Below are 21,798 nucleotides of genomic sequence, written 5' to 3' on the forward strand. Positions count from 1 at the left end.
GCCCTGCATAATCGCACAACACCCCAACTTTCGAGGCAGATCCTGTGGACATCAAGCAAACCATTCGACGTCAAAACCTGGAGGACATCGAGCAACAAGCACACAAGATCGCCGGCATGATGGACCGCATCCGGACCGCCATGCTGGCGCCGACGGCCGTCAAGTCTGCGCCGACCCTGAAGGCAGTGCAACTGGCGGACCTGTGCGGCGTCGACAAATCGAAGATCTCCTACCGCCTGACCCGTGGCGACCTCCCTTCGGGGGAGATTCATGGCAACAGCCGCGAGTGGACGATGGCGGAGGCCCAAAGCTGGGCACGTGAACTGCGCGCCGAGCACCTGAGGCCGGAGGGGGCCGCAGGCATCACGATCACCGTCGCCAACTTCAAGGGCGGCGTGGCCAAGACCACCTCGGCCGTGACCTTGGCGCAGGGCCTGTCGATGCGCGGCCACCGCGTGCTGCTGGTCGACCTCGACCCGCAGGGTTCGGCGACGACGCTGTTCGGCGTCCTGCCGGACGCGGAGGTCGAGACCGAGCACACGGCCATGTCCCTGTTCACCGGCGACCAGGAGAACCTGAAGTATGCGATTCGCCCGACATACTGGCCCAATATCGACCTGGTCTGCGCCGCTCCCCTGCTCTACGGCGCGGAATTCCATTTGCCGGCGCGCCAGGCCCGGGATCCGGGCTTCGAGTTCTGGCGCGTGCTGGACCGCGGACTGGACTTGCCGCGCGAGGAGTACGACGTCATCGTGATCGACACCCCGCCCTCCCTGAGCTACGTGACCATCAATGCGCTGATGGCGGCCGATGGCGTGATCATGCCGTTGCCGCCTTCGGCGCTGGACTTCGCGAGTTCGGCCCAGTTCTGGGATCTGTTCTCCGACCTGTGCAACCAGCTGGTCCGCAGCCGGGGCAAGGACAAGAGCTTCGAATTCATCGATGTGCTGCTGTCCCGGGTCGAGGCGTCGGACACGGCGAGTTCGGTGGTCCGGCAATGGGTGCTCGAGGGCTACGGCGACAAGGTGCTGCCGATCGAGATTCCGAAGACGGCAGTGGCAGCCACGGCGAGCGCCGAGTTCGGCACGGTCTACGACCTGCCGCGGGGCTCGGTGAACTCGAAGACTTTCTCAAGGGCCCGGGTGGCCTACGATCGGATGTGCGAACTGATCGAGCAGCAGATCGAGGCGGTCTGGGCGCGTCAGGTGGCGGAGCGGCAAGTTCTGGAAACGGCGGTTTGACATGGGACTGAAAGACAAAGCTTCCAAGATCGACTTTGCATCGATCATGCCGACGGCGCAGCCCAACCCGGAGCTCGCGAAACCGAAGACCGCGCCTGGCGCGATGATGGCCTTTGCCAATGACCAGCGCTCGGACCTGCTGCGCGAGAACGACGAACTGCGGGCGCGGGCCTCGCAGGTCGATGAACTGGAAGGGCGCCTGAGCGAGGTCAGCGCTGAGCTCCGGACCTGGGACGGCGCCTTGCCGGCCCGGTTGATCGATACCGCGGACATCGCCCGCAGCGAATTCGCGAACCGGCATGCGTCCGCTTTCGAAGGCAAGCTGTTCGAAGATTTCAAGCGCGAGATTCAGGAAGCCGGGCGCAACTCGCAGCCGATCAAGGTTCGCGCGATCGCGAATCCGGGAGATGGCCCGCGCTACGAATTGGTGTTCGGTCACCRGCGCTACGAGGCTTGCCGCCAGATCGGTTTGCCGGTCTGGGCCGTGGTCGAGAACCTGGACGATCGGGCGCTGATCGAGGAGATGGACCGGGAGAACCGGGGCAGGGCGGATCCTTCGCCCTGGGAACAAGGCATGACTTACCTGCGCGCGCTCGAGAAGGGAATCTATCCGTCGAACCGGCAGATGGCGGCRGCGCTGGGCGTGGACATCAGCAACCTGGGCAAAGCACTGGCGTTGGCGCGTCTGCCGGCGACCGTGATCGCGGCGTTTCCGACCCCGCAATCGATTCAGCTGGCATGGGCGACCGATCTGGGCAAGGCGCTGGCGGAAGACGAAGCCGGATTGCTGGCACGGGCCCAGGCGCTGTCGGCAGGGAAGGGGGTGGTCCCGGCGAAGAGCGTTCTGGCGCGTCTGGTGTCGCCGCCGTCGGTCGTCCCCGAGGCGGCGCCACTTCCGGCCCAGGACAGCCATGCTCTCAAGGTTGGCGGACAGAAGGTGGGCTCGTTGCGCTTCGACGCGATCGGGCGCCCGTCGTTCAGGCTGTCGATCAAGCTGTCGGCGGAGCAACAGAAGGCGCTGATCAAGACGATGCAGGGTTTCGTGGATTCGGTCTGAATCGCTACAAGAAGGACGAAGGGGGTAGTTTCAAACTACCCCCTTTTTTTTGGCCAGTCAGACGCAGAGGAGGGGGTAGTTTCAAACCACCCCCCCATGCCAGCGTCAGCCTCGGCCCGCTTCGATGCGCTCCAGCGCCGTCAGGATTTCGGTCAAGGTCGACTTCATCAGGCCCATGTCGCGGTCGCGTCGCGCCTCGGCCAACGGGTCGAAGCCTGGACCTGCCGCCTGCCCATTGCCTGCGAATGCGTCCTTGGCGCGCGCGACTACGTCGTCCAGCTTGGTGATGAGGTTGTTGCGCAGCGCCGAGAACTGCGCCAACTCGCGCCGCACTGCGGTCATTTCTCGGGTCAACACGGCCAGTTGTTCCTGGACTTCCTTGAGCACCGGCTCGGTCGCAGCCGCCGGCACGGCAAGTGATGCGGCGGGATGGGGTGGAGCGGGGATCGGTCCGAGGGCGGAGCGGAAGCGATCGGCAGTCCGGGCGACCGCCAGTTCCAGCACCGCGTTGGAGTCGGAATCAGCCAGAAAGGGCCAGAGTTCGTACACCCGCCCGATGGCAGCCGCGGTGCGCAGCCTGAGCCCTGGCCGTCCGCCCCGCCGTGGCCGCTGCAGCGCTTCGTGGGTGAGGGAGGAGGGGACTTCGCTGGTTTCGACGTCTTCCTTGCTTGCCAGGCAATCTCGAAATGCGCCGGCGGCGCTCCACTTCTTGAGAGATGAATCGGCGGGTGCCCGAACGCCGTGTATCAGCGTAAGAATTCGCCCGAGTTCCGCAAGCGTGCAAACGGAAGGCCATCCTTTTCCAGCAATGGACCCTGCGGTCTGCGGCATGTCGGCAGGCGCATCTGAGTCTTCGCCGCCCGAATGTGCAGAAGGAATCTCGACGATGGAGAAGGGCTGCATGGACTATTTGGTTACTAAATAACCTAATTATGGCCGACAACCGCGGTAGTTCGGAAGAATGTCGTGATTCCAGCTGAATTTCGTGAAACATTTTGCTGCCGGACACGAGGATGTGGAGTTAAGTCATTGTTGTTATTGAAGAAAAATAGATGATTCAAAATGTCGTGAAACAATCGGCGGTAGCGAGCCGGGGGGTGGCGATTAATACCTGGACACTTGGTCGTGTCGTGCGTCACTGTTTCCTGCTCTCTTGCCACAACATGAAAATGGCATGCGGCATTGCAGCAGAAGGAGGGTTGCCGGCATGAATCGACGGGCCTACGTTGCGCGGCCCCGGCCCCGGCCCCGGCCCCGGCCCCGGCCCCGGCCCCGGCCTCGCCTTGCACGGCCACGCGAGGGAAGGGTTGCGGCAGGCAGCGAAGCCGACTTGTCGCTGCCGCCGGGCATGTTTCGGCAGTAAATCGGCGAGGCAGATTGCGACCAATCCCGGAATCCCATTGCCGCCTCATAGAGGACGGTCTGGGTGACGAAAGTCATCATCTCTCGCTGCCCGCAGATCTGACGGCTCGTGAGCTAATCCAAGGTCGCGCGTAAAGGGCGCCTTCGAAGCGTGTTGGCACTAACCTCGCGTTTCGATGGATCTGACGCCAAGAGTCGGCGATCCTTCTGAGCCTTGGTTCCTCCGCCTGCGCCGACACGTGTGTCGGCAAGCAACTCAACTGTCCAGCTTTTAATCGGCGATCTTTGTTCTCGATGACCACCTTGCCCACGCCATCCCAGATCGCAAGCCTCGACGACGAGCGCCTCGAGCAACTCGCTGCGGGCTGGCCCGCGCAGGCGTTGCGCGGCGACAGGCGGGCGTTTGGCGTTGCGCAGGCATTCGAAGTCGAACGGCGAAGGCGCCTGCGCGAGACCGAGCTGCAGCAGCTCGAGCCCCTGCAGCCCGTCGCGCCGCCCAAGCCGTGGTGGAAGTTCTGGTGACCAGGCAAGACGCCTCGCCTGCAAACCCAAAGAAGGTCAACGTTGGGCGGCACCGAAAGCTGCACCGGGGTCATTTCGCGTGCATTCAATCGAGTGCTCGCCCAGGGGCTGGAGGAGCGCTCGAGCTGGGACCGATACCTGCGCCTTGAGGGCGAGCAGTCGATCTGCGGACGGTCCGGCGCACGATCGCCTGGATTCGCGACGAGTTTTGCGGCGGCCGCCAGGCGCGAGCGCGAGCCCGGAACCGCGCGGCTGATCCTGCCCGATCCCGAGCGCTTCACGTCGGCGCCGGCGCTGCTGAGCCTGGCCGAGTTCGCGGCAGAGCGGGGCATGGGAGACTTCTCCGAAGCGGAGCGAATCGGAGCCTATGAGGCCGCGGACGCGACCGAGGGCGGGGAGTGGGCATCAGCCCGACCGTCGCGCCGCGCCGCGCCCGCGTGATCGACCACCAGCTGCAGGCGCTGCGGTGGCTCGAGGGCCTGGTGGTGCAGGATCCGCGGCCCGGCGACAGCGTCGCCACGTGGCTTCATCCCGCGCTCGCTGCCCGGCTCGAGCGCGCGGGCGTGCCGACGCTCGTTGCGCTCATCGAACGTATCAATGGCATCGGTGCCCGGTGGTGGGTGCAGGTGCCCGGCGTTGGCGAGCGCAAGGCGGCCCGGATCCTAGACTGGCTGCGTGCGAACCTAGAGGTCCTTGGAATGCGTGTGGGTGCTCACGTCTATCAGCCGCATACGCAGGTGGCGCCGACCATCTTGGCCGCCGTCGTGTCTGGCGCCACGGCCATCGTGCCCTACGAAAAGTTCGTGCTGCCGGCCGATCTCGACGGCAGTGCAGGCCGCTATCGCGCGCCGCGCGAGAAGTGCCTGCTCATCGCCGCCGACGAGCACGTGGCGCGTGGCTGGCATCCAAGCGGCCGACGGATTCGAGGGGTGGTGCGGCCGGTGATCTCTCGTCGACCCCGCGGTCGTATCGCAAGGAAGCCGAGCGTCTGCTGCTCTGGTCGATCCTCGAACGCAAGAAGGCTCTGTCCTCGCTGTCGGTCGACGACGCCACCGCCTGCCGCAGCTTCCTCGCCGATCCGCCGCCGACCTGGTGTGGCCCGCGGCATCACGAGCGCTGGTCGCCGATATGGCGGCCGCTCGAAGGACCGTTGACGCCCATGGCGCTGCGGCAGTCGCTGATCATCTTGAAAAGCTTGTTTGCCTTCCCACGTACGTGCGGCAGATAAAGACTGCGCCAGCACCGCGCCATCCTCGATCGCCATGGCGGCCCCACTGGACGAGTGGGGCGGCAACGCGTGTGCCGCATCCCCGATCAGGAGCACGCGCCCCCTGTGCCATGGCTTGGGTGTGAGCAGGGCCGGATATCGGCCGAAATGGATCGACGGGTCGTCCGGCAGGTCCGCCAGCACATCCTGCGCGAACGCACGGTGAACTGGCTGGACAGTCGCCGGGCGACATCCGCGCGGGTGCTTGCGAAACAACCGACCACCCCGTTTCCGCACGGTTCGCCCATGACGGCGTACACCTGTCCGCCGGGGATCGGGAACAGGCCGAGCGTGGTTCCCCGCGACCCGAGGTAGAAGGCGCCGCGCGGAATCGACGCCCGCACGGGCGTCAGCCAGCGCCATCCCGCCTCTCCGACCATGGAGATCGGCGCTTGACCCCAAACCATGCGCCGAACGGCCGAGCCGACACCGTCGGCGCCGATGCCAGAGCTCGCGCTCTTCACTTCCGGCGCGAGACGCTGGTGACGCGACCCTTGCCACTGCCAGGTCTGACGCGGACCAGCGCTGGTACCTGCGCTTCATGGCCGAGGACACTGGGCAACGCGGGCGCCGCATTGCTCTTGCGGTACAGCCGCGACTGCGGGTCGCGCTTCAACTCGTGCGTGTCGTTGCTGCGCAAATCGCCTCGCCAGTCCTCGGGCTCTCGCCCATCGCTGCCCTTTCTTGCGCCGCACACTCTTGTAGCCGGCCCACGCCTTGATCTGTATGCCGAGAGCAGCCCTTGCCGCTGGGCCAGGTCGACCGTCGCGTTGAACAGTTCGATCACCACATCGTGCGCGATCAGCCGGTTCCGGTTCTTGCTGAACCGAGTAGTTCCACACCGCATCCTCGATCGACAGTCGGCAAGCGCTCGTTCATCCCCTGCCGTATCGGCCGCAGCGGGCGCGATGCCGGCACGAAATTCTCCAATCTCACGTTCGAGGACAGGCTTTCGTTGTATCCATCACTGGCACGCATCGCCGATCCTCCTCTTCGCACTGTGTGAAGTCTCAGGCACATCGGGAAGCACTTCAACAGCCTGCTACCGGCTACGGTCTCCCGTTTTGCGTGTAGACGGGATCATCTTTTCTTTGCAGCCAAGATGGAGCAGTGAGGAAATGGCCTCTCAGGCGCTCATCCCACCGTCCACCATCAACAGGCTTCCGGTGACGAAGCTGCTTTGTTCGCTCGCGAGATAGAGCACCGACCGTGCAATCTCTTCGGGGCGAGCGTGACGCCCCAGAGGAATGATCTGATCGAAGAACGCGCCGGCATCCGTCTTCATCACCTCGCTCAGGCCGGCCTCCACGCGGCGCTGAAAGTCGTTGGCAACAGGCCCGGGGTGGATGGTGTTGACGCGGATGTTGCGCGTCGCCGCCTCCTTGGCCACCGAGCGCATCAGGCCGACCTGCGCATGTTTGGCCGTGATGTAGGCGTAGGCACCCGCATCGCCTCGCACGCCGACGATGCTCGAGGTGATCACCACGCTCCCTCCATTGCGCATCGCGGCGATGCCATATTTGCAGCAGAGAAAGGCGCCCCTGACATGGACGGCCATGACGCGGCCGAACTCCTCTTCCGGAAACTCGGCCAGCGGGCGGATCACGCCCATGTTGCCCGCGTTGCTGAAGATCACATCGATCGGCTGGCCGAAGCGTTCGACGGTGCGATCGAAGAGGCGGCGCACTTGTGCGCTGTCGCCAACATCGGTGGAGATCCAGTCCGCAGCGTCGCCAAGTTCGGCGGCGGCGCGCCTCAGTGCCGTCTCGTCGATGTCCGCGAGCATGACTCGCGCGCCCTCGGCAACGAAGAGGCGGCCCGTGGCCAGGCCGATGCTGCCGGCGCCGCCGGTGATAACGGCCACGCGGCCGGCCAGCGCGCCGGGCCGGGTGGAAGCGCCGCCGCTCATGGCTGCTCCTTCACCGATTCGTCCGGCAGCGGCTCGGTGCTCGCCAACTGAGGGGCCATCCAGTCCGGTGAGAGCAAGGGCAGCGTGAAGACGAGCAGTTCCATCTCGCTCTGCGCCACCAGGCCAGCCTGTTCGCCGGGCTGGAGGTCGGCTGCAAAATGCAGACCCAGCGGCTGCTCGTCGAGTCGTCCCTCGCCTGACAGCACGAAGAGGATGCGAATCGCGTCCAGGGCCTTCACCGACCACCGCGCGCCCGCGCCGAGCCGGATCGACTCGGCCGTCGTGCCGCGCTTGGTGAAGCTGCCGAGCAGCTTGCGCCAGACATCGCGGGCGCCCGGCACTGGCGTCCATCGGTAGGCCCTGGGCTTCATGATCACCACGTCGTCGTAGCGCGGCGCCGGAATCATCATGCGCTGGCGCAGGGACTGCTCCCAGATCGCGTTGATGCTGAATTTCCGGGAGACGCGTCCGTGCTCTTCCTCGCGCAGGTACAGCGGTCCCTCGAAGCGCCCGATGCGCCGCAGCGCTTCCCGGCCCTGGCGGTACTGCTGCGGACTCATGTATCCGTAGCCACTGGCACCACCGAACTGCAACACCAGCGCCACCGGCCCCGCCGGATCGTCCTGCGGTCCGTACGAAGTGCCTTCCGGGAAGTAGCAAAGCTCGCCTTCGCGAAGAATGCGCCCCCGCCCGAGGTTCATCTGGCCCTGGATCACGTAGCGGAACTGGTCGAAGTTATGCCGGTGCGTGAGCATCTCGAAATGGCCGCGGTTCTCGGCGATCTGCAGCATGTAGTTCTCAGGAGTCAGCGGCGTTCCGTTGAGCAGGTAGCGGAAGCCGAGCACGCCGGTGGGATGGTCATCGGTGATGACCGGGGAGTGGGTGGGGTTCGAAATATTCATGGGGTCTCGTGGTTCGCGGTCAATGGCTCAGGCGTGGGGGTGGCTGCCGGCACGGCGGGCGCGGCGCGATCGTCGCGCGGGATGCCTGTCTTTCGCAGCGACAGGATCGCCACGATGCCCACCAGCCGCGTGGCCATGGCCCAGTACGCGGGGCTGGCGCGGTTGCCCGTCGTCGCGATCAGCCAGGTGATGATCAGCGGACCGAGGCCGCCGAACACGGCCCCCACCAGGTTGTAGATCAAGCCCACGCCGCTGGAGCGGACCTGGGTCGGGTACAGCTCGGCGAGCGCCGCCGGCATGGGGCCGCTCAGCAGGCCCACGAGGATGTTGATGGGCATCTGTGCAATCAGCAGCGTGGTGAAGCTGGGATGGGCGATCAGCTGCGCGAAGAGCGGGTAGCACACCAGCACATAAAGCACGGCGGCCGGCAGCAGAATGGCCCGGCGATCCAGACGGGCTTCGCGCGCACTGGCAAGCTCTTCGCCTCGTCGCTGCACGAGGTGCCGATCGACCTCATCACCTTTGCCAAGAGCTTGGCCGCCGGCCTGCCGCTGTCGGGCGTGTGCGGGCGCGCGGCCATCATGGACGCGAGCGAGCCAGGGGGCTTGGGCGGCACCTATGCCGGCAATCCGCTGGCAGTGGCAGCCGCGCATGCGGTGCTGGACATCATCGCCGACGAGCGACTCGAGCGTCGTGCCGTCATGTTGGGCGACTGGCTCAAGGAGCGCCTGATCTCGCTGAAGGAGCGTGTGCCCGACATCGCGGACGTGCGCGGACCGGGCAGCATGGTGGCCGTGGAGTTCAACGATCCGGCCACCGGCCAGCCATCGGCGGAGTTCGCCAAGCGGGTCCCGGCACAGGCGCTCGAGCGCGGCCTGATCCTGCTCACCTGCGGCACCTACGGCAACGTCATCCGGCTGCTGCACCCGCTCACGACGCCCGAGGCGGTGTTTGCCGAGGCGCTCGACATGCTCGAGGCTTCGCTGCTCGCTGCTGAAGTCGCCGCAACTCCTCCAAGGATTCCAAGATGTCAGTGAAACTGCAAGATCCCGACCTGCTGCGGCAGCAGGCCTTTGTCGGCGGCGCGTGGGTCGATGCCGACGCGCGCGAGACCATCGTGGTCCACGACCCGGCGACTGGCGATGTCGTGGCGTCGGTGCCGCGCATGGGCGCCGCCGAGACGCGCCGCGCCATCGCAGCGGCCGAGAAGGCGTGGCCCGACTGGCGCCAGCGCACCGCGAAGGAGCGTTCGACTCTGCTGCGCCGCTGGCACGATCTGATCGTGGCCAACGCCGACGACCTGGCCCTGCTGATGACCAGCGAGCAGGGAAAGCCGCTGGCGGAGGCCGGCGGCGAGGTGCTGTACGTGGCCTCCTTCATCGAGTGGTTTGCGGAAGAGGGTAAGCGCGTCTACGGCGAAACCGTGCCCAGCCCGCTGGCGGACCGGCGCGTGCTGGTATTGCGCGAGCCGATCGGCGTGTGCGCCGCCATCACGCCCTGGAACTTCCCGCTGGCCATGATCACGCGCAAGGTGGGGCCCGCGCTGGCGGCCGGCAACCCGATCGTCGTGAAGCCGGCGGAAGCCACGCCCCTGTCGGCGCTTGCATTGGCCGTGCTCGCTGAACGAGCCGGCTTGCCCGCGGGTGTGCTGCAGGTGATCACCGGCAACGCCAGGATCATCGGTGTCGAACTGACGGCCAGCCCGGTCGTGCGCAAGCTGAGCTTCACCGGATCGACCGAGGTTGGGCGACTGCTGTATGCGCAATCGGCGCCCACGATCAGGAAGATCTCCCTGGAGCTCGGCGGCAATGCGCCCTTCATCGTGTTCGACGACGCGGACCTCGACGCGGCCGTCGAAGGCGCTGTCGCGTCCAAGTTTCGCAATGCCGGCCAGACCTGCGTGTGCACGAATCGCTTGTACGTCCATGAGCGCGTCTACGACGCCTTCGCCGAAAAGCTGGTCGCCGCGGTTGCGAAACTGAAGGTCGGCGATGGCCGCGATGCGGGTGTGACCCAGGGCCCCTGATCGACGAGGCGGCCGTGCGGAAGGTCGAATCGCACATCGCCGACGCTGTCGCCAAGGGAGCGCGTGTGCTGCGGGGCGGCAGGCGCCACCCGCTCGGAGGCAGCTTTTTCGAGCCCACCGTTTTGGCCGACGTGGCGCCGGGCATGCTGGTGGCGAAGGAGGAGACCTTCGGGCCGCTCGCTCCGCTGTTCAGGTTCAGCGGCGACGACGAGGTCGTGCGACTGGCCAATGACACCGAATTCGGGTTGGCAAGCTATTTCTACAGCCGCGACATCGGCCGCATCCTGCGCGTGGCGGAAGCGCTGGAGTACGGCATGGTGGGCGTGAACACCGGTCTGATCTCCAACGAGGTTGCGCCCTTTGGCGGCGTCAAGCAATCCGGGCTGGGGCGCGAAGGCTCACGGCATGGGATCGAGGACTACCTGGTGACGAAGTACGTCGCGCTGGCCGGGCTCTGAGGATAGCGCCGACGGTCATGTTTCAGATGCGCCGTCGGCATCGCGGGATGCCTGCCCCGCAGGCCGACTTCGAGCCGGTCGCGATGGTGGGCTCCTGCCTCTGGTTGCGCCTCGGTGCAGCCCAGCACTCAGAGGGCCCGAAGATACATGCAGGATCACCATTGTCGATCTGCCGAGGCGAAACGCTACGCCGCAATCGACTGACGACCGGATCTTTCAAGACGAACTATTTACGGACAAGTTGTAAGTGGCGATGCCTACTTGCCTTCGGAGCCAGTCGACAAAGGCGGCGACCAGCGGGCTGTCGCTGATTTCGTGTCGACACACGATGTAGTAGGCATGTTTGGCCGGGATGGCTGTATTGAACAGCCGGACCAAACTTCCTTGCACCAGATCGTCGCCAACCAACAGGCTGTCGCCCAGCGCCGCACCCTGGCCGTGTAGGGCGGCCTCGATGGCAATGTGTGCGTTGCCCATCTCCGCCATTCGATAGCCGTCGGCGTTCGCGCCTTTGGCCAGCAACCAGCGCGTCCATTCAGTGCCATCATCCTCGCACAGCAGGGCGTGATGTTTCAGGTCCTTCAGTTCATGCAAGCCCCTGGCCGCGTTGGTCATCGCTGGACTGCAGACCGGGAAGAGTTCGACATGACTGAGCAACTTCACCTGTCGATTGGACCAGATGCCCATGCCGTAGCGGATGCAAACGTCCACCGAAGGCAAGTAGACCTCCTTGTCATCGTTGGATGCGACCAGTTTGAAATTCACGTCAGGATGGGCCATCAGAAACTCTCCGATATGGCGCGTGATCAAGCGCGAAGTCAGCCCGACGGGTGCCGAGACGACGAGGTCGCCCGTCATTGCCGTGTCGTTGAGATTCGCCGCCGCAACGGCGATCATCTGGAACGCGGCACGGATCGACGGCAGGAGTGCCTCGCCGTGCAGCGTGAGTTTCAGCCGGGTCTTGTTGCGAACGAACAGCGAAACACCCAGCGCCTCCTCAAGAGCACGCACCTGATGGCTGACTGCGCCCGGCGTTACGCTGAGTTCGTCGGCTGCCCGCACGATCGTCAAATGTCGAGCCGTGGCATCGAAGGCGCGCAGTGCGTTGAGGGGGGGGAGACGGGTGCGTCGCGCCAAACGCTTAGAAAGATCCTGTATCACTGCGTCCGCCTGATCTGAAGTCGGCAAGCCGCGAAGCCGATGTTGACGCGGGCTTCGAAGGATTCAAGGGTGTCCACGATTTGAATTTCGAATCGTCGAGCGGCACGGGGGCGAGGCGGTTCATGCGCGCGCAACGACTCCCGATGCGGGCCGGAATCAGCGGATCAACGTGGACTTGCCAAACAGGCTTTCGACCAACTCGACCACCAGTTCGGCCGTCTGGTTGCGCACGTCGCAGGCGGGATTGAGCTCCATTACGTCCAGCGAAGAAAGGCGGCCGGTGTCGGCGATCATTTCCATGCAGAGTTGGGTCTCCCGATAGGTGGGGCCGCCGAGCACTGCCGTGCCCACGCCAGGCGCGATGCCCGGATCGAGAAAATCAATGTCGAAGCTGACGTGCAGGTGAGTGTTGCCATCGAGGCCGGCCAGCGCCTGCTCCATGGTCCTGCGCATGCCGTTTTCATCGATGTGACGCATGTCGTACACCGTAAGCCCGAGTTCGTGCAGATGCCGCTTTTCCTCGGCATCGACGCTTCGGATACCGATCTGCCGGATCGACCGCGCTTCGGCCGCGGGACTCTCGCCACTCATCGTGGTCAACGCCTCGGGGCCGCGGCCGCACAGGCAGGCCACGGGCATGCCATGGATATTGCCGCTGGGCGTGATGCCTTCGGTATTGGCGTCGGCGTGGGCATCGAGCCAGATCACTACAAGTTCCTTGCCGGCCTCGCGGCAGTGGCGGGCGACGGCGCTGATCGAGCCGATGGCCAGGCAATGGTCGCCGCCCAGCAGCACCGGCAACTGGTCTTCGCGCAGGCAGGCCAGCGTGGCATCGTAGACCGCATGGTTCCACGCGGTGACCTCGGCCAGATGGCGAAAGCCGCCAACCGGTTCGCCCGAGGGATTGGCCGGGCCTTCGAGGTTGCCGGCGTTGACGACCGACAAGCCATGGCGCTCCAGCGCGGGCATCAGTTCGGCGACGCTCAGCGCTTCCGGCCCCATCGAGGCGCCGCGCCGCCCGGCACCGATGTCGGTCGGCGCACCGATCAAACGAATGGTCTTCATGGTCTTGTGCGATTCAGTGGAGGGCCGGCTGCTGCGACGGGCTGTCAGCTTGCGGCGCAGACGTGCTCCGCGCCAGAGCCTGCGCGGCGCCGAACAGGTTCTTGGGATCGTCAAGCACGGGAATCAGGTCGATCACCTGCGCCACGTCGCCGCCCAACGCGTCGTCGAGGTAGCGCAGCGCCGAAAAGTCTTCCAGGGCGAAGCCCACCGAGTCGAACACCGTCACCTCCTCGACGCTGGCACGGCCGGGCACGGCGCCCGACAGGACCGTCCAGAACTCGGTCACCGCGAAGTCGGCCGGCATCTGCTGCAGTTCACCTTCGATGCGCGACTGCGGCTCGAACTCGACCACAACCCGGGCACGTTCCAGCACGTCGCGGTGCAACTCCGTCTTGCCCGGGCAGTCGCCGCCGACCGCATTGAAGTGCATGCCGGGCTCGATCATCTCGGGCGTCACGATGATCGCATTGCGCTTGTCGGCAGTCACGGTGGTCACGATGTCGGCACCCCTCAGCGCCTGCGCGGTGCTGGCGGCGTGCACGATGCGCAGACCGGGACAGTAGGCTGCGAGATTGCGGCACAGCTTGTCGGTGGCGGCCGCATCCACATCGAAGACTCTCAGCTCATCGATGCCCAGCAGCTTGTGGAAGGCGATGGCCTGGAATTCGCTTTGCGCGCCGTTTCCGATCAGCGCCATCGAACGACTGCCGCGGCGGGCCATGTGGCGTGCGGCCAGCACCGAGGTGGCGGCAGTCCGCAGCGCGGTGGTCAGCGTGAGTTCGCTCAGCAGGCTGGGGTAGCCCGTGTCCACGTCGGCCAGCACGCCGAACGCCGTGACCGTGAGCAGGCCGTCGGCGGTGTTCTTGGGGTGGCCGTTGACGTACTTGAACGCGTAGCGGCTGCCGTCGGAGATCGGCATCAACTCGATCACGCCGAGCTTCGAATGCGCGGCGACGCGGGCCGACTTGTCGAACTGCGGCCAGCGCAGATAGTCGGCCTTGATGCAAGCCTCGATCGCTTCGATGACGGATTCGACCGGGTGCCGGGCGAGGTAGGACTGCAATTCGTGGGTGCCTATGTACTTGACCATGATGTGAAGTGTGAAGTTGGTTTTTTCGGGGTTTCTCTGAACTCCAGATGTATGAAATTATCGGGATCCTTGTTGGAAATTTGATTTCCTTTTCCTACAATTGATTCGACATATATGAACGTTTATTTCATAACTGTCGCGAGAAACAAGCCATGGACCAGTTCGACGCCAAGATCCTGAAACTTCTGCAGGCCAACGGACGCATGAGCAACGTGGACATCGCAGAGAGCATTCACCTCTCGCCGCCGCAATGCCTGCGGCGGGTGCGCTCGCTCGAGGAAAAAGGGGTGATTCGCCGCTATGCGGCGCTGGTTGCGCCCGCCTCGATCGGGCTGGGTGTGACGGCCTTCGTGGCCTTGTCGCTGGATCGCGACCAGTTCAAGAAGGTGCGCGAGGTGGAAAAGGTGATCCGGGACTTTCCCGAGATCATCGAAGGCTTCACGATCTCGGGCGATTTCGACTACCTGCTCAAGGTCGTCTCGCACGACCTGAAGAGCCTGTCGCAATTCCTGACCGACCGGCTGATGCAGGTGCCCGGCGTTGCGGGCGTGCGCTCGATGATCTGTCTCGAAGAAGTCAAGCCGCTGGCAGGCCTGCCACTGAACATGGGGCGCGCCTAGACATCTGCAAGGGATTCTCTGCCGCTGCCACAGCGGCGCGTCAGTCCCTGTACTGCACGCCCGGCAAGACGCACAACATCTCGAAGGCGAGGTTGGCTCCTACCAGCGCCGTGGTGCCCAGGGGGTCGTAGGGCGGCGAGATTTCCACGAGGTCGGCGCCGACCAGGTTCAGCCCCCGCAGGCCCCGAATGATCTCCAGGCCCTGCTGCACGCTGAGTCCCCCGATTTCGGGCGTGCCGGTGCCCGGCGCGACCGAAGGGTCGAGGCCGTCGATGTCGAAGCTCAAGTAGACGGGACCGTCGCCCACGCGTTCCACCACTTCCTTCATGAGCGGGACCAGGCTCCGGTGCCAGCATTCCTCGGCCTGCACCACGCGAAAGCCTTGCTGGCGACACCAGTCGAAATCGTCCGCGTGATAGCCGGTGCCGCGCAAGCCGATCTGCACGACGCGGTTGCAATCGAGCAGGCCCTCTTCCACGGCCCGCCGGAACGGCGTGCCGTGCGCGATCTTCTCGCCGCCCATGGTGTCGTTGACGTCGGCATGCGCATCGACGTGCACCACGCCGATCGGGCCGTATCGCTTGTGCATCGCGCGCAGGATCGGCAGCGCGATCGTGTGGTCACCGCCGATGCTGATCGGCCGGCAGCCGTTGGCGATGATCGCGTCGTAGGCTTTCGCGATGCGATCGATCGAGTCGAAGATGTTGTACGCGTTGGTTGAGACATCGCCGATATCGGCCACCTGCAGCGAATCGAAGGGCGCGGCACGCGTCGCCATGTTGTAGGGGCGCAGCAATACCGACTCGCTGCGCACCTGGCGCGGACCAAAGCGGGCGCCCGAGCGGTTGGACGTTCCAAGGTCGAAGGGCACGCCAACGAAGCAGGCGTCGAGCCCCTCCGAGGTCTCCTGGCAGGGCAGCCGCATCATCGTCGCGATGCCCGCGAAGCGCGGCACGGCATCCCCGCTGAGCGGCTGATTGAGATTTCGGGGTTCTTGGCGTGGTGCAGAGGACATGGCGGGGTCGAAGCAGGGTGACCCCGAATCGTAGTGAGAACGCGAAGGCGGAAACATCAAAAATCTCAGTACGCCGCCTTAGATTTCATCCCGGCGCGGGCACGATGGCTGCATAGCATCCATGAGCCACCGATGCCGATGTCCCCATGTCCAGTCCCACGCCCCACATCTTCTTCAGCAGCACCCTGGATTCACCCGAGGCCTGGAAGAATGCGCTCGCGCGCCACCTGCCGGAACTGGTCTTCACGACGGGGCCGCACTGCGCAGACCCGGGCGCGGTGGATGTCGCGTTGATGCACAAGCCTCCCGCTGAGGGCTTTTCGGCATTCACGAATCTGCGCGCCGTGATTTCGCTCTCGGCCGGCATCAACCAGTTCTCGGCGGCGATGCTTCCGTCCGGGGTGGCTTTGTCGCGCTCGATCGACCCGACCCTTACGCATCATATGGTCACGTACGCCAAGACGGCCGTCTATCGCTACCACCGCAGGTTTCACGAGTTCGAGCGCCATTCGCGCCAAGGCCTTTGGCGATTCGAACGGCCCCGGTCGAATGGGGAGGCGACCATCGGCATCCTCGGCCTGGGTGAAATCGGCAGTGCGATCGGTGCCGGGCTTGCTGCCGACGGCTTCGGCGTCAAGGGGTGGAGCCGCAGCCCGAAAGAGGTCCCAGGCGTTGTCGCCTATGCCGGCGACGCCGGCCTGCACGACATGGTGGAGGGCGCGGACATCGTCATCAACGTGCTTCCGCTGACGGAAGCGACCCGGGGCCTCCTCGCACGCCCGCTGTTCGGGCATTTCAGGCGCGGCGCGTTTCTCGTCAACATGGGGCGTGGCGCACATCTCGTGGAGCGCGACCTGTTGAGCGCGCTGGCGGACGGCTGCATCGCCGCAGCCACCCTTGACGTGACACAGGTCGAGCCGCTGCCTGCGGGGCATCCATTCTGGGCGCACCCCGACATTCTGATCACGCCTCACATCGCGGGGATCACTTCCCCCGAGTCGGCGGCGCCGCAGATCGCGGAGAACATCCGCCGCGCGATGCGCGGGGATGCGCTGCTCAACCAGGTGGATTTCGAAAAGGGGTATTGATTGCCATGACCATCATGAACACAGCGGCGACGTCTGCAGACCGGGCGCAATTCAGCGACATGGCCACGGGCACGCGTGCGGTTCTTCGAGCCCATGGTGGCGAGGATCTTCGATCGCAGACCCCGGTCGATCTATCTTTGAGCCGCAGAGTCCGATGGCGATGACTGGGCTCCAACTCAGGCCTCGTAACTGTCGCGCTGTGCTTCGATGAGCCGGCGGGCCGCCTGCCAGGTCAGCTGGACGATGTCCGCCGATTCCTCGCTCTCGAACTGTTCGGCCGTCAACGCCTGCACCGCGGGAGGCGGCGTGCGGATCGCCGTGCCGCCGGCCAGCGCCTGCACCTGGATCTGGCAGGCGCGCTCCAGGAACCACAGCTCATGGAACGCATTGGCCACGGTGGCCCCGCCGACCAGCAGCCCGTGGTTGCGCAGGATCATCGCGTTGAGGCCGCCCAGGTCCTTGACCAGGCGTTCGCGTTCGCCGAGGTCGAGCGCAATGCCTTCATAGTCGTGGTAGGCGAGCCGCCCGTGAAACTTGAGCGCGTGCTGGCTGATGGGCAGCAGGCCCGCTTCCTGTGCCGACACGGCTGCGCCCGCCGCGGTGTGCGTGTGCACAACCCAGTGCAGGTCGGGGCGCGCGGCGTGCACGGCCGAATGGATCGTGAAGCCGGCCCTGTTGACGCGCAGACGCGCATCGCTCCCCGCCCGGGCATCGACGATGCGGCCGTCGAGATCGACCTTCACCAGGTCGGAGGCTCGCATTTCCTCGAACAGCAGGCCATAACGGTTGATGAGAAAGTGCGCCTCCGGGCCCGGCACGCGGGCGGAGATGTGGGTGTCGATCAGGTCGGTCATGCGAAAGTGCGCGACCAGCCGGTAGAGCGCCGCGAGTTCGCAGCGGGTTGCCCATTCCTCGGGACCGAAGATTCCGCTCATGGTGACGGCGTTCCGTTGACGGCGGCCTGCTTGACGGCGCTGGCCTGCAGGTTCCACTTGGCGATGATCGCTGCGTAGGTGCCATTGGCCAGCAGCTTCTTGAAGGCGACCAGCACGGCATCGCGCAGCTGCGTGTCGGCCTTCGCGAACGCGATGCCCTGTTGCAGGCCGCCGAACGGGCCGCCGATGGCCTTGTAGACGTTGGGCTCCTGCGCCATGACATAAGGCACGGTTTCGCTGCCTTGCGCGCCGCCTTCGAATCGGCCTTGCTTGAGCTGGGCCCGCGCGGCCGCATTGTCCGAGGTCCCTTCGACCGTGATCGGGGCCTTGCCCGCGGCCACGCAGTTCGCGTCGCTCCAGGTCTTGATCTCGGCGGGGAAGGAGGTGCTGCGACTGGTACCGACGGTCTTGCCGCACAGGTCGACGGGCTTCGCGACATCGGCGCGCGAGGCCAGCGTATAGAGCTGCACGCCGGAGTTCAGGTAGTTGATGAAGTCGACGGTCTCGCGCCGCGCGGGGCGGTCGCTCAGGCCGCTCAGGATCATGTCGACGCGGCCGGTCGCGAGCGAAGGAAGAAGCTGCTCGAAGGCCGATTCCTGCCAGTCCAGCGTCACGCCCAGTTCCTTGGCCAGCGCATTGCCAAGGTCGACGTCGAAACCGATCAGCTTGGCGGTCTCGGGATCCTTGAATTCCATCGGCGGATAGATCGCGTTGACCGCGATCTTGATGACTTTGGTCTTCGCGATGGAATCCGGCAGTGTCTGCCCGTGGGCCTGCGTCAGGACGGCGAGCGGCGAGAGCGCGACCAGGGTGGCGAGTGCGAGACGGCGTAAATCTGTCATGGGGCGTGGTTCCGGGTAGGGGAGTGAGTGGGGGGAGAGCGGGGCTTCAGCAAATCAACTCGTGCTGTGCGGACTGGCCTGCCAGCAGGGGCAGCAGCGCGCGGGCGTCGTCGAGTTCGTCGAGGTGCAGCAGGTGGTCGGCGAGCGCATCGATACGGTCGGGTGCCAGGGCGACTGCCGCCAGCGAGCGGAACTTCGCCAGCAATGCGGCGTCGGTGAGCGGGTTGGACGGCGCCCCCAGCGCGACGGCCACCTGATGCGATACGGCTTCGCCGTTCAGGGGCGTGACGGTGACGGTGGGCTCCTCGAGGGGGGGCATGTCGGGGTCGACGTGCAGCCGCACGAGCGACATCGCGGCCTTCAAGCGCCCATCCTGGCGCGCCGTCGCGAGATAGCGCGCCAAGCTGGCGTCGCCGAAGACCCAGGCGATCGCGATGGCGAACGGCATGCTCATCTGCGCGCTGGACAGCGTGGCGAGATCGCGTCCGCCGCACATGCCCATCACGAAACCGCTGAGGCGTACGTCGACGTGGGCAACCTGCTGTGCAAGGCCGGGGTGCGTCGCCATCAGATTCAGCACGGCATCGATGGTCGCATGGTTGCTGCGGCACGAGGCGTGCGGCTTGATGGCGCAGCGCATCAGCTTCCACACGCTGCCCGCTTCGGCCAGCAAGGCATCGGGCTGCTTCGACTCGGCGGCGAAGGCGTTGAAGAACCCGCCCCAGACGTCGTCGAATACCTGCGTCGGTCCGCTGACGCCCTGTGCCGCGAGCAGCGCCGCCGTCAGGCCGCCTTCGGCCGCCCGGCCGGCATGCAGGCGCTTCGTTTGCGATGCATCGTGGATAAACGCCCACAGGCCGCCGCTGAAGCTGGCCGCATGGCCGAACGCCGCCGCACTTTGCGCCGCATCGAGCTGCAGCAGATGGCCTGCCGCCGCCATAGCGCCGAAGGTGCCGCAGGTCGCAGTCGAATGCCAGCCTTTGCCGTTGTGCGGCGAGTAGCCCCCACAGGCCTCGAGCACGCGGCGGCCGATGTCGTAGCCCAGCACGACGGCGGTGATCAGCTCGCGTCCGGAGATCCGGCGGGCGCGAACGGCGGGAGCCGTCAATGCAGCCATCGCGGCGGGCAGGACGACAGCGCCGGAGTGATCGCAGCCGCCGGTGTCATCGAGTTCCAGCGCATGCGCCGCCACGCCATTGGCGAAGGCCGCGTCGCGACTGCCGAAAACATTCGATGTGCCCCAGGCCGGCGAAACGCCGGCGCTCGGTTCCGCCGCCAGCATCTGCAAGACCTGGCGCGCTTCGGACGCTGCGCTGCCGGCCAGCGTCGCACCGAAGGTATCGAGAATGTGGCGCTTGGCGCGGTCCACGACCTCGGCGGGGAGATCGTCGAAGGTGGTACGGGCGCAGAAATGCCCGAGCTGCGACGCAGCGCTGTCGTTCATGGCGTGACTGAAGGTTCGTGAAGTGAAGTGAAGACGTCGACCGGATGGCCGGCTTCGTTGCCCTCGCGCTGGCTGCGCCACCAGGCGGCCACTTGCCGGCCGGTCGCGACCCACACGTCATCGTGCGCGACCACCTCGGCCATAAACTCGCGCAGCAGATCGATCCGTCCGGCCGTGCCGATGATCTCGGGATGCAGGCGCAGCGGAAGGCACAAGCCGAAGCGCCGAAAACCCGCGAAGTCCTGCTTCCAGTTGCTCAGCACCTCGCGGTATGACGCGATGCGCGGCTGCCCGACCGGCACGGGGGGATGGAGGTTGAAGCTGAAATAGGGCTCGTCCTCGAGTTCGTAGTGCAGCGGAAGCTCGATCAGTGCGGGGCTGGCGGCGCCGGGAGTGCCCGATGCCGGATGGAAATAGGGCAGGTCGTCGCCGCGCCACGAAGACGACCATTGGATGCCCGCGTCGCGCAGGTGCTGCGCGAAGCCTGGGGCCCAGTTTCCGAAGGGCGAGCGAAAGCCGACCGGTGCCTCGCCGATGATCTCGCGCAGCGTCGATTGGGCCGCCGCCAGGCTGTCGCGCTGCTGCGGGAGGCTCAAGGCGTCGAAGTTCTCGCAGCCGAAAGAGGCGTTGCCGATCTCGTGGCCGGCCTGGTGGATGCGCTGCACCAGCGCGCGGTGCGCCAGGGCCACGCGCCCCGGCACGAACCAGCTGGCAGGCAGCTTGAACTCGCCGAGCAGGTCGAGCAGGCGGTCGACCCCGCGCTTCGCGCCGTACTGCCAGACCGACAGGCTCTTCTCCCGGCCCGCCATGCGCGGCTCCTGCGTGAGAATGCCCGCCGTGTCGAAGAAGTCGACGGTGACGACGAAGGCCATGCGCTTGCCGCCGGGCCAGCGTTTGGCGTCGTGGGTGCTCATAAGGCAACCTCTTGTGGCACATGCCGCTCGTTCCACCACTCGGCCACGTCGCGGCAACGGGCAAACCACACGCCCTCTTGCTCGCGCATGTGTCGGCACAGGCGTTCGAGCAGCAGGATCCGCCCCGGCTTGCCGGAGACCTTGGGATGGAACAAGGTCGTCATGCAGAGGCCGTCGCGGTGCGAGCCATCGAACTCGCGCCGCCAGTTGTCGAAGGTGGTGTCGTAGCTCGCGATCCGGTCGAGGCCGGCGGGGTAGTCGGGGTTGCGCTGATAGGCGAGCGACGCGTAGTCGTCCAGCTCCCAGCGGCCTGGGATCTCGACCAGCGTGCGGCCGCTGGCTGCGTGCGCGATGAGATACGGCCGGTCGTCGCCGCGCATCGAACTCGAATAGCGCACGCCCGCGTCGAGCAGGATCTCGATGGTGTCGGCACCCCAGTCTCCCGAGGGCGTCCGGAAGCCGACGGGCGTGAGTCCCAGATGCAGGCGAAACAGCGCGAGCGACTGCGCCATCACCTCCTGCTGGCGCTCGCGCGTCAGTTGCCAGAAGGCTTCGTGCTTGTAGCCGTGATAGCCGATCTCGTGGCCGCGATCGACGATCGCGCGGATCTGCGAGGGCCAGGTCTCGAGCACCCAGCCCGGCACGAAGAAGGTGGCGGGGATGCGGTGCTCGTCGAGCATGTCCATCAGATAGCCGACCGCACGCCACGGCCCGTAGGCGCCGAGCGTGAAGAAGGAGGGGTTGCGCCAGATCGAACCGTCCAGCATCGCATTGCCGGTGGGGCCGTCGACGTCGAAGGCCAGCGCGACGCACGACTGCACGCCCTCGGGCCAGAGTCCGGCCGGCGCCGACCGGCTGTTCATGGGCAGGGCCACGTGGG

At 65.8% G+C, this 21,798-nt stretch carries 21 protein-coding genes and 4 pseudogenes; 10 read left to right on the forward strand and 15 right to left on the reverse strand.

Annotated elements, in window-relative coordinates; all coding sequences use genetic code 11:
- Positions 1-44 precede the first annotated feature (44 nt).
- Positions 45-1,241 carry a ParA family protein gene (locus AC1D2E_RS00005; protein ID WP_478195486.1) on the forward strand — a complete coding sequence of 399 codons (1,197 nt, stop codon included), beginning with the start codon at positions 45-47 and terminating at the stop codon, positions 1,239-1,241.
- Position 1,242: 1 nt separating this feature from the next.
- Complete coding sequence (locus AC1D2E_RS00010) at positions 1,243-2,298, forward strand: ParB/RepB/Spo0J family partition protein (protein ID WP_478195487.1); 1,056 nt, start codon at positions 1,243-1,245, stop codon at positions 2,296-2,298.
- A gap of 105 nt (positions 2,299-2,403) precedes the next feature.
- On the opposite strand, the gene AC1D2E_RS00015 is transcribed toward AC1D2E_RS00010, so the two are convergent.
- Positions 2,404-3,201 (reverse strand): hypothetical protein, encoded by a 798-nt coding sequence (locus AC1D2E_RS00015; protein ID WP_478195488.1) that lies wholly within the window; start codon positions 3,199-3,201, stop codon positions 2,404-2,406.
- Positions 3,202-3,350: 149 nt separating this feature from the next.
- Here AC1D2E_RS00015 and AC1D2E_RS00020 point away from each other — a divergent pair, with 149 nt between their 5' ends.
- From AC1D2E_RS00020 to AC1D2E_RS00035, 4 genes are all read left to right on the forward strand, one after another.
- A complete protein-coding gene (locus tag AC1D2E_RS00020) occupies positions 3,351-3,509 on the forward strand; it encodes a hypothetical protein (protein WP_478195489.1) in 159 nt (52 codons plus the stop codon).
- A gap of 445 nt (positions 3,510-3,954) precedes the next feature.
- A complete protein-coding gene (locus tag AC1D2E_RS00025; RefSeq protein WP_478195490.1) occupies positions 3,955-4,182 on the forward strand; it encodes a hypothetical protein in 228 nt (75 codons plus the stop codon).
- 42 nt (positions 4,183-4,224) lie between these two features.
- Positions 4,225-4,623, forward strand: a complete 399-nt coding sequence (locus AC1D2E_RS00030; protein ID WP_478195491.1) for a hypothetical protein — start codon at positions 4,225-4,227, stop codon at positions 4,621-4,623.
- Complete coding sequence (locus tag AC1D2E_RS00035) at positions 4,581-5,336, forward strand: phage integrase family protein (RefSeq protein WP_478195492.1); 756 nt, start codon at positions 4,581-4,583, stop codon at positions 5,334-5,336. The genes AC1D2E_RS00030 and AC1D2E_RS00035 overlap by 43 nt, the downstream gene beginning before the upstream one ends.
- 101 nt (positions 5,337-5,437) lie before the next feature.
- Here the strand turns inward: AC1D2E_RS00035 and AC1D2E_RS00040 are convergent.
- The 5 genes and pseudogenes from AC1D2E_RS00040 to AC1D2E_RS00060 all read right to left on the reverse strand — a co-directional run.
- A pseudogene (locus AC1D2E_RS00040) lies at positions 5,438-6,025 on the reverse strand (FAD-dependent monooxygenase); the annotation flags it as partial.
- Positions 5,991-6,427: pseudogene (locus AC1D2E_RS00045) on the reverse strand (transposase); the annotation flags it as partial. The pseudogenes AC1D2E_RS00045 and AC1D2E_RS00040, both read right to left, overlap by 35 nt.
- A gap of 148 nt (positions 6,428-6,575) precedes the next feature.
- A complete protein-coding gene (locus tag AC1D2E_RS00050; protein WP_478195493.1) occupies positions 6,576-7,358 on the reverse strand; it encodes an SDR family NAD(P)-dependent oxidoreductase in 783 nt (260 codons plus the stop codon).
- On the reverse strand, positions 7,355-8,260 hold the full coding sequence (locus AC1D2E_RS00055; protein ID WP_478195494.1) for a hypothetical protein: 906 nt from the start codon (positions 8,258-8,260) through the stop codon (positions 7,355-7,357). Before AC1D2E_RS00055 ends, AC1D2E_RS00050 begins: the two co-directional genes overlap by 4 nt.
- A complete protein-coding gene (locus tag AC1D2E_RS00060; RefSeq protein ID WP_478195495.1) occupies positions 8,257-8,757 on the reverse strand; it encodes an MFS transporter in 501 nt (166 codons plus the stop codon). Before AC1D2E_RS00060 ends, AC1D2E_RS00055 begins: the two co-directional genes overlap by 4 nt.
- On the opposite strand from AC1D2E_RS00060, the pseudogene AC1D2E_RS00065 reads away from it, so the two are divergent.
- Together AC1D2E_RS00065 and AC1D2E_RS00070 are read left to right on the forward strand one after the other, a co-directional pair.
- Positions 8,707-9,297, forward strand: a pseudogene (locus AC1D2E_RS00065) (aminotransferase class III-fold pyridoxal phosphate-dependent enzyme); the annotation flags it as partial. The gene AC1D2E_RS00060 and the pseudogene AC1D2E_RS00065 sit on opposite strands and share 51 nt — an antisense overlap.
- Positions 9,288-10,744: pseudogene (locus AC1D2E_RS00070) on the forward strand (NAD-dependent succinate-semialdehyde dehydrogenase). The pseudogenes AC1D2E_RS00065 and AC1D2E_RS00070, both read left to right, overlap by 10 nt.
- A gap of 216 nt (positions 10,745-10,960) precedes the next feature.
- Here AC1D2E_RS00070 and AC1D2E_RS00075 read toward each other — a convergent pair.
- From AC1D2E_RS00075 to AC1D2E_RS00085, 3 genes are all read right to left on the reverse strand, one after another.
- Positions 10,961-11,932 carry a LysR substrate-binding domain-containing protein gene (locus AC1D2E_RS00075; RefSeq protein ID WP_478195496.1) on the reverse strand — a complete coding sequence of 324 codons (972 nt, stop codon included), beginning with the start codon at positions 11,930-11,932 and terminating at the stop codon, positions 10,961-10,963.
- Between the two features lie 129 nt (positions 11,933-12,061).
- A complete protein-coding gene (gene rocF, locus AC1D2E_RS00080; protein WP_478195497.1) occupies positions 12,062-12,970 on the reverse strand; it encodes an arginase in 909 nt (302 codons plus the stop codon).
- 13 nt (positions 12,971-12,983) lie between these two features.
- Positions 12,984-14,060, reverse strand: a complete 1,077-nt coding sequence (locus AC1D2E_RS00085) for an ornithine cyclodeaminase (protein WP_478195498.1) — start codon at positions 14,058-14,060, stop codon at positions 12,984-12,986.
- 152 nt (positions 14,061-14,212) lie between these two features.
- On the opposite strand from AC1D2E_RS00085, the gene AC1D2E_RS00090 reads away from it, so the two are divergent.
- Positions 14,213-14,680, forward strand: coding sequence for an Lrp/AsnC family transcriptional regulator (locus AC1D2E_RS00090; protein WP_478195499.1), 468 nt, complete (start codon positions 14,213-14,215; stop codon positions 14,678-14,680).
- Between the two features lie 40 nt (positions 14,681-14,720).
- Here AC1D2E_RS00090 and speB read toward each other — a convergent pair whose 3' ends face one another.
- Positions 14,721-15,695 (reverse strand): agmatinase, encoded by a 975-nt coding sequence (gene speB / locus AC1D2E_RS00095; protein ID WP_478195500.1) that lies wholly within the window; start codon positions 15,693-15,695, stop codon positions 14,721-14,723.
- A 146-nt stretch (positions 15,696-15,841) separates the two neighbouring features.
- Between speB and AC1D2E_RS00100 the strand changes: the two genes are divergently transcribed.
- The gene (locus tag AC1D2E_RS00100) at positions 15,842-16,783 is read left to right on the forward strand and encodes a 2-hydroxyacid dehydrogenase (protein WP_478195501.1); all 942 of its coding nucleotides are present in this window, start codon (positions 15,842-15,844) and stop codon (positions 16,781-16,783) included.
- 176 nt (positions 16,784-16,959) lie between these two features.
- Here the strand turns inward: AC1D2E_RS00100 and AC1D2E_RS00105 are convergent, their stop codons facing one another.
- Genes AC1D2E_RS00105 through AC1D2E_RS00125 form a run of 5 tightly spaced genes read right to left on the reverse strand, consistent with a single transcriptional unit; the run spans position 16,960 to position 21,781 of the window.
- Complete coding sequence (locus tag AC1D2E_RS00105; protein WP_478195502.1) at positions 16,960-17,718, reverse strand: class II aldolase/adducin family protein; 759 nt, start codon at positions 17,716-17,718, stop codon at positions 16,960-16,962.
- A complete protein-coding gene (locus AC1D2E_RS00110; RefSeq protein ID WP_478195503.1) occupies positions 17,715-18,560 on the reverse strand; it encodes an ABC transporter substrate-binding protein in 846 nt (281 codons plus the stop codon). The genes AC1D2E_RS00105 and AC1D2E_RS00110 overlap by 4 nt, the downstream gene beginning before the upstream one ends.
- A gap of 46 nt (positions 18,561-18,606) precedes the next feature.
- Positions 18,607-20,004, reverse strand: a complete 1,398-nt coding sequence (locus tag AC1D2E_RS00115) for an MmgE/PrpD family protein (protein WP_478195504.1) — start codon at positions 20,002-20,004, stop codon at positions 18,607-18,609.
- A complete protein-coding gene (locus AC1D2E_RS00120; protein WP_478195505.1) occupies positions 20,001-20,918 on the reverse strand; it encodes a polysaccharide deacetylase family protein in 918 nt (305 codons plus the stop codon). Before AC1D2E_RS00120 ends, AC1D2E_RS00115 begins: the two co-directional genes overlap by 4 nt.
- The gene (locus AC1D2E_RS00125; RefSeq protein ID WP_478195506.1) at positions 20,915-21,781 is read right to left on the reverse strand and encodes a polysaccharide deacetylase family protein; all 867 of its coding nucleotides are present in this window, start codon (positions 21,779-21,781) and stop codon (positions 20,915-20,917) included. The genes AC1D2E_RS00120 and AC1D2E_RS00125 overlap by 4 nt, the downstream gene beginning before the upstream one ends.
- Positions 21,782-21,798: the final 17 nt, after the last annotated feature.

This window comes from Variovorax sp. P1_H2, assembly GCF_056405295.1.